This is a genomic window from Ruegeria sp. YKSF131 (assembly GCF_059612645.1).
The window spans coordinates 41,063-47,255 of sequence record NZ_JBXWQZ010000032.1; the positions used below are offsets into that span (position 1 = coordinate 41,063).

The 6,193-nt window shown below is 57.6% G+C and carries 8 protein-coding genes; 4 read left to right on the plus strand and 4 right to left on the minus strand.

What is annotated here, in order from left to right; all coding sequences use genetic code 11:
* Positions 1–2: 2 nt before the first annotated feature.
* The gene (gene ttcA, locus AC2FLZ_RS13125; protein ID WP_480623445.1) at positions 3–896 is read right to left on the minus strand and encodes a tRNA 2-thiocytidine(32) synthetase TtcA; all 894 of its coding nucleotides are present in this window, start codon (positions 894–896) and stop codon (positions 3–5) included.
* Positions 897–1,010: 114 nt separating this feature from the next.
* On the opposite strand from ttcA, the gene AC2FLZ_RS13130 reads away from it, so the two are divergent.
* Positions 1,011–1,946 carry an alpha/beta fold hydrolase gene (locus AC2FLZ_RS13130; protein WP_480554816.1) on the plus strand — a complete coding sequence of 312 codons (936 nt, stop codon included), beginning with the start codon at positions 1,011–1,013 and terminating at the stop codon, positions 1,944–1,946.
* Here the strand turns inward: AC2FLZ_RS13130 and yidD are convergent.
* The 3 genes from yidD to rpmH are packed head-to-tail and all read right to left on the minus strand — an operon-like array spanning position 1,943 to position 2,759.
* On the minus strand, positions 1,943–2,176 hold the full coding sequence (gene yidD, locus AC2FLZ_RS13135) for a membrane protein insertion efficiency factor YidD (RefSeq protein WP_480474022.1): 234 nt from the start codon (positions 2,174–2,176) through the stop codon (positions 1,943–1,945). The two genes, AC2FLZ_RS13130 and yidD, sit on opposite strands and share 4 nt — an antisense overlap.
* Entirely contained in the window at positions 2,173–2,598 is a 426-nt protein-coding gene (rnpA, locus tag AC2FLZ_RS13140; RefSeq protein ID WP_480474021.1) for a ribonuclease P protein component, read from the minus strand. Before rnpA ends, yidD begins: the two co-directional genes overlap by 4 nt.
* 26 nt (positions 2,599–2,624) lie before the next feature.
* Complete coding sequence (gene rpmH, locus AC2FLZ_RS13145; RefSeq protein ID WP_005980833.1) at positions 2,625–2,759, minus strand: 50S ribosomal protein L34; 135 nt, start codon at positions 2,757–2,759, stop codon at positions 2,625–2,627.
* A 296-nt stretch (positions 2,760–3,055) separates the two neighbouring features.
* On the opposite strand from rpmH, the gene AC2FLZ_RS13150 reads away from it, so the two are divergent.
* The 3 genes from AC2FLZ_RS13150 to AC2FLZ_RS13160 form a co-directional block, all read left to right on the plus strand.
* A complete protein-coding gene (locus AC2FLZ_RS13150) occupies positions 3,056–3,787 on the plus strand; it encodes a TVP38/TMEM64 family protein (RefSeq protein ID WP_480520433.1) in 732 nt (243 codons plus the stop codon).
* A 3-nt stretch (positions 3,788–3,790) separates the two neighbouring features.
* Complete coding sequence (locus AC2FLZ_RS13155; protein ID WP_496882253.1) at positions 3,791–5,209, plus strand: dihydrolipoyl dehydrogenase family protein; 1,419 nt, start codon at positions 3,791–3,793, stop codon at positions 5,207–5,209.
* Positions 5,210–5,275: 66 nt separating this feature from the next.
* The coding region (locus tag AC2FLZ_RS13160) for a histidine kinase dimerization/phospho-acceptor domain-containing protein (protein WP_496882254.1) at positions 5,276–6,193 on the plus strand (918 nt) is incomplete at its 3' end.

Consider the following 6,193-nt stretch of genomic DNA (forward strand, 5'->3'; position numbering starts at 1 on the left):
CGTTAACGCAGAAGCGGAATCTCTTCTAAGTTCCCAGATTTTTCGTCGGAATTTCGTGAAAGGTTAATGAAATCAAACAGCTTTCCATCCAGAAGGTGCGATGGCCGCGCGTTTGTTAACGCTCGGAACATAACCTGTCGCCGACCCGGGCTGTTCTTTTCCCATTGATCCAGAATCTGTTTGACCTGCTGGCGCTGCAACCCATCCTGACTGCCGCACAGGTCACAGGGAATGATCGGGTATTGCATCGCCTTGGCAAATTTCTCGCAATCGGCTTCGGCGACATGGGCGAGCGGGCGGAATACAAAAAGATCGCCTTCTTCGTTCACCAGTTTCGGCGGCATCGTGGCCAGGCGTCCGCCGTGGAACAGGTTCATGAAAAACGTCTCAAGGATATCGTCGCGGTGATGCCCCAGGACGACCGCCGAGCACCCTTCCTCGCGCGCGATGCGATAGAGGTTGCCACGGCGCAAACGGGAACACAGGGCGCAATAGGTCCGGCCCTGCGGAACCTTGTCCATCACAACGGAATATGTGTCCTGATATTCGATCCGATGCGGCACGTCCATTCGACCCAGAAACTCGGGCAGGACCGTCGCCGGAAAGCCCGGCTGGCCCTGATCCAGATTGCAGGCCAGCAGATCGACAGGCAACAGGCCCCGCCACTTGAGCTCGTAGAGAACGGCCAGCAATGTATAGCTGTCCTTGCCACCCGAAAGGCACACCAGCCAGCGGGGTGGCTTACCATCCTTTTTGTGGGCGGACGGATCCACCATCCCGTATTGCTCGATCGCTTCACGGGTCTGGCGCACAATGCGTTTACGCAGCTTCTTGAACTCGGTTGTCGAGGGCGCGCCGGCAAACAGCGGGTGGATATCGTCTGCATCATCAAACATGCGCCGTGGTTACAGCGGACAGAAGGCCCGGGCAAGGCGTAGAAGCAGGATCAACCGCATTTGGATAGTAGTTACACCCGTGTTACCCTGCGCGTATTTTTCAGGAGGTATATTATGGACTATTTCTTTTCCGTCCGCGCCCGCAGCGGCGAACACTATTCAAACAAGATGGGCACCGCGCGATATCTGGCTATTCCGGGGAATGTCGGGCAACCGGCACGGCAGCATGAAATACCGCAATCTCAATGGATAAGCCGGATTCAGGCCGAAGCCGGGGCGACGGCTACCGAGAACGGGCATATTGTTGTCTTCGTGCACGGGTTCAATACCGAGCAATACCAGATGCTGGAACGTCACCGCAAAATTCGCACCGGTCTTGAGATGCATGGCTTTAACGGTGTGGTCATCAGCTATGACTGGCCAAGCGATGGATCGGTTCTGGGCTATAACGTTGACCGGGCTGACGCGCGGCGTGCGGCAGAGAAATTGTTCAGTCACGGGATCACGCGGCTGTCCCGGATGCAGACTGCGGATTGCCGGTACAACGTCCATGTTCTGGCACATTCCATGGGCACGTTCTTGGTGCGAGAAGCCATGGATTATGCCGATGACGACCACGAAACCGCGCAACACAGCTGGATGACCAGCCAGATCGCGTTTGTCGCGGCGGATGTATCCGCGAAATCGTTCCGCGACGGCAGTTCCAAGACGTCCTCTCTGATGCGACGTTGTACTAGGCTGACATGTTATTACAGCCCGTTTGACGAGGTTTTGTCGATCTCAGAGGTCAAGCGTGTCGGAGTATCGCGCCGACTGGGCCGTGTCGGAATGCCAAACGACCGGCCTGAAAAAGCGGTTAATCTGTATTGCGGGTCCTATTTCAAAAATACCCGCGATGAATACGGGGATGGGCCATCTGCGACACACAACTGGTATTTTGACTCGCCCCGGTTTTTCGAAGACCTGCACCATACATTGATGGGAAAACTGGACCGAGAGGTCATTCCGACCCGCAGCTTCACCGACCGCGGCAATCTGGCGTTGATTTAAGGGTCTGTATTGTCGGGCACCGGATCGTAACCGTCACTGCCCCAGGGATGGCACCGGCATATCCGGTGCGCAGCCAGCCATGATCCCCGGATCGCGCCATGTTTTTCCAATGCTTCCAGCGCATAGGCCGAGCATGTGGGCTGATAGCGGCAATTGAAACCAACCCAGGGGCTGAAAATCAGCCGGTACGCGCGAACGGGCAGGGCGACGATATGGGACAGGAAGGTCATTTGTGGCCCGCATGCACTTTGCGAAGCGCATACCGCAAGTCGCTCAGCAGGACATCATAAGGAAGATCGGCGGTTACATCAGCCCGCCCGATCAGCACATAGTCCCATCCCTCAAGACCGGACACAGGCAAGACCGCCCGTGCGACTTCTCTCAGGCGGCGCTTGGCACGATTGCGGGCCACGGCATTTCCGACTTTCTTTGAGCAGGTAAAGCCAACGCGCAGCCCGACCGCTTCATCCGGAGCGCGTCGGCGGGCCTGCACCATCATCGAAGACGTTCCCTGTCTGCGCGCGCGCGCGGCTTTCAGGAAATCGGCTCTTTTTTTTAGGATCGTCAGAGATGTGGGTAGACAAACAGAAGCCGCCGGGGGCGTATTCCCGGGGTGGTTCTTACCATCCTCAGGGGCCTCCGGCGGCATCATGTTCATACCCTGATCAGTGGGCGGTTTTACGCGCTCAGCGATTTGCGGCCGCGGGCGCGGCGCGCATTCAGGATCTTGCGGCCGGCTTTTGTGGCCATGCGCGCGCGGAAACCGTGGCGGCGTTTGCGAACCAGGTTCGAAGGCTGATAGGTGCGTTTCATCGCTCCGTCTCCAATCTATAGCGGTCGGGTGCGGCGCGGATTCGCCTGGCCCTAGTGTTCGAAGCCCGTCCTCTACTGCCAAGCGAAGTGTAAGTCAAACCCCAACGGTCCGGTTTTCGCGGCTTTTGCAACAATTCTGTAAACCGATTGCTGAAAAGATTTCAAATCGGTCGATTATCGTCTGAAACTGTCACGTTCGCGGCCGCATAGATCAAGGCCCCGTGAACCCCCTGTTGCCAAAAGCGCATGCAGCGCATGTTGGGCGTAAGATGAAACAAGAAGAACCGGAAGACCAGATGTCCGAAACAAGCCACGTTCCACGAAACGGGTTGGCGCGCCAAATCCCTTTGCTGGTGATTCTCGGTGTCGCCGCGGTGGGGTTTTTCACGCTGGGTGATTACCTGACTTTCGAAACCCTGCGCGACAACCGCGAAGCGTTGCTGGCGTGGCGGGACGCAAACTACTGGGCCATGGTGGCCGGGTTCGTTGCCGTCTATATCGTGATCGTCGCGTTTTCGCTGCCCGGGGCTGCTGTCACCTCGATGACCGGTGGGTTCCTGTTTGGACTGTTTGCCGGAACGGTGTTCAATGTATTTTCGGCCACAATAGGCGCATCGGCCATCTTTTTGGCCGCCCGCTGGGGGTTGGGCAATACTTTGACGACCCGGTTGGATGCCTCAAAGGGGACGATTGGGAAGCTGAAAGACAGGTTGCGCGAGAACGAAATCTCGGTGCTGTTCCTGCTGCGGCTTGTCCCGGTTGTGCCGTTCTTTGTGGCCAATCTGGTGCCTGCGCTGGTGGGCGTCAAATTTCGCAATTTTCTGATCACGACGGCGCTGGGCATTATCCCGGGGGGTATCGTTTACACCTGGATCGGCGTTGGGCTGGGCGGTGTGTTCGACCGTGGCGAAACACCGGACGTTTCTTTGTTGTGGGAACCCTTCGTCATTGGCCCCATTGTCGGCTTGTGTGTGCTGGCTGCTTTGCCGATTGTCATCAAGTCCCTGCGTGGCGGAAAGGACGCCTGACCCATGCAACACCTCAAGACAGATATCTTGGTCATTGGGGCCGGGTCCGGAGGGTTATCGGTTGCGGCCGGTGCCAGCCAGATGGGTGCGAAGGTGATCCTTCTGGAAGGGCACAAGATGGGCGGCGACTGCCTGAACTTCGGCTGCGTCCCGTCGAAAGCGCTGATCGCAAGCGGCAAAGCGGCCTTTGGTCAGGCGCATTCCGCCGCGTTTGGCGTGGCCGATGTAAACCCTCAGATCGACTATGCGGCGGCGAAGGATCATGTGCGGGATGTGATTGCCCAGATCGAACCAATGGACAGCCAGCAACGCTTCGAAGGTTTGGGTGTCAAGGTGATCCGCGAGTTTGGCAGCTTTATCTCCCCGACCAAGGTGCAGGCCGGAGATCATGTCATCACCGCGCGCCGGATCGTGATTGCAACCGGGTCGTCGCCAATGGTTCCGCCGATCCCGGGACTGGACACAGTGCCTTATCAAACAAACGAAACCATCTTCGACCTGCGCGAGCGTCCGGAACACCTGCTGATCATTGGCGGTGGTCCGGTGGGTATGGAAATGGCGCAGGCTCATGTCCGGTTGGGCAGCAAGGTAACAGTTGTTGAAGGGCAAAAGGCATTGGGCAAAGGCGACCCCGAGGCCGCGTCCGTGGTGCTGGAGGCTTTGCGCGGCGAAGGTGTCATGGTCCATGAAAATGCCGTGGTGGCCCAGATTCGCGGAAGGGAAGGCGTTGTGGAAATCGTGACCGAGAATGGCGATATTCACCGGGGCTCTCACCTTTTGATCGCCGTAGGGCGCAAAGCCAATATCGAGCGTCTGAACCTGGCCGCGGCAGGAGTTGACCGCACCCGAACCGGAATCAAGACGGACGACAGCTTGCGGACGTCAAACCGCCGGGTCTATGCGATTGGCGATGTCGTGGGGGGGCTGCAATTCACCCATGTAGCCGGGTATCATGCTGGTATCATCATTCGATCCGCCTTGTTCGGCCTGCCCGCTAGGGCGAAAACGGCGCATATCCCATGGGCAACGTTCACCGACCCTGAACTGGCGCAGGTTGGTCTGACCGAAACTCAGGCCCGCGACCGGCATGGCGACAGGGTGCAGGTTGCGCGCTTTGACTATCATCATAATGACCGCGCTTTGGCCGAGCGCAAAATCAAAGGGTTCATCAAGGTCATGGTGGTGAAGGGCAGGCCCGTCGGTGCCACGATTGTGGGCCATCAGGCGGGCGAGTTGATCAACATGTGGTCGCTGGCTTTGGCCAATAATCTGAAGATGGGACAGATCGCTGCTATGGTTTCACCGTATCCAACGATCGGAGAGCTTAACAAACGCGTTGCTGGCGCTTATTTCTCTCCAAGGCTGTTTGAGAATCAGACAGTTAAACGTGTGGTCAGGTTCGTCCAGCGCTGGATTCCCTGACCTGAAGAGGAGCGTAATTTGAACTCGCTGTCGGGCCGATTTCTGATCCTGACGACGGTCTTCGTTATGTTGGCCGAAATCTTGATCTTTGTCCCGTCGATTGCCCGGTTCCGCGAGGATTTCCTGCTAAACCGTCTGGAACGCGCCCAGATCGCATCTCTGGCGTTGCTGGCTGACGATATGCTGGCCGAAGATCTTGAGGCGGAATTGCTGGCGAATGCCGGTGTTTACAACGTTGTGTTGCGTCGGGATGAAGTCCGCCAACTCATGCTGTCGTCACCAATTCCCGAGGCAATCACCAAAACATTCGATCTACGGGATGCCGGTCCGTGGATTTTGATCCGGGATGCGGTGAGCCGGATATTCATACCCGAAAATGAAGTCATCCGTATCATTGGCGAGCCGGTCAAGGGCGCGGGGTTGCTAATTGAGGTTACGATCGACAGCGCCCCCCTGCGTATGGCGATGGTTGACTACGGCCTGCGCATTCTGGGGCTGTCCTTTGTCATCTCAATCATCACGGCGTCCTTACTGTTCCTTGCGGTGCGAGTGGTTCTTGTTCGCCCAATCAAAAGCGTAGTGGGATATATGCAGCGCTATGCCAGCGCACCCGAGGATGCGCGCGGCATCATCTCGCCGAATTCCAGAGTGACGGAATTGCGCGAGGCCGAAGAAGCGCTGAAGATGTTGCAAACGGAACTGACGCAGGCGCTCAAACAGCGCGAGCGGCTGGCGCAACTGGGTGGGGCGGTTGCAAAGGTCAGTCATGACCTGCGTAACATCCTGACATCGGCGCAGCTGTTCACGGACAGGATCGAATCCAGTGATGACCCGCTGGTCCGGCGAATGGCTCCGAAGTTGGTGAATTCGATCACCCGTGCTGTATCGCTGTGTGAAAGCACATTGGCATTCGGCCGTGCAGAAGAACCTGCGCCGACCTTGACGATGGTGCCCCTACGGACAATTGCGGCTGACGTCGCCACC

What these genes read in the sequence shown, in the direction of transcription:
- ttcA (WP_480623445.1), bottom strand. Translation starts at nt 896, where the DNA reads ATGTTTGATGATGCAGACGATATCCACCCGCTGTTTGCCGGCGCGCCC.
- AC2FLZ_RS13130 (WP_480554816.1), top strand. Translation starts at nt 1,011, where the DNA reads ATGGACTATTTCTTTTCCGTCCGCGCCCGCAGCGGCGAACACTATTCA.
- yidD (WP_480474022.1), bottom strand. Translation starts at nt 2,176, where the DNA reads ATGACCTTCCTGTCCCATATCGTCGCCCTGCCCGTTCGCGCGTACCGG.
- rnpA (WP_480474021.1), bottom strand. Translation starts at nt 2,598, where the DNA reads ATGATGCCGCCGGAGGCCCCTGAGGATGGTAAGAACCACCCCGGGAAT.
- rpmH (WP_005980833.1), bottom strand. Translation starts at nt 2,759, where the DNA reads ATGAAACGCACCTATCAGCCTTCGAACCTGGTTCGCAAACGCCGCCAC.
- AC2FLZ_RS13150 (WP_480520433.1), top strand. Translation starts at nt 3,056, where the DNA reads ATGTCCGAAACAAGCCACGTTCCACGAAACGGGTTGGCGCGCCAAATC.
- AC2FLZ_RS13155 (WP_496882253.1), top strand. Translation starts at nt 3,791, where the DNA reads ATGCAACACCTCAAGACAGATATCTTGGTCATTGGGGCCGGGTCCGGA.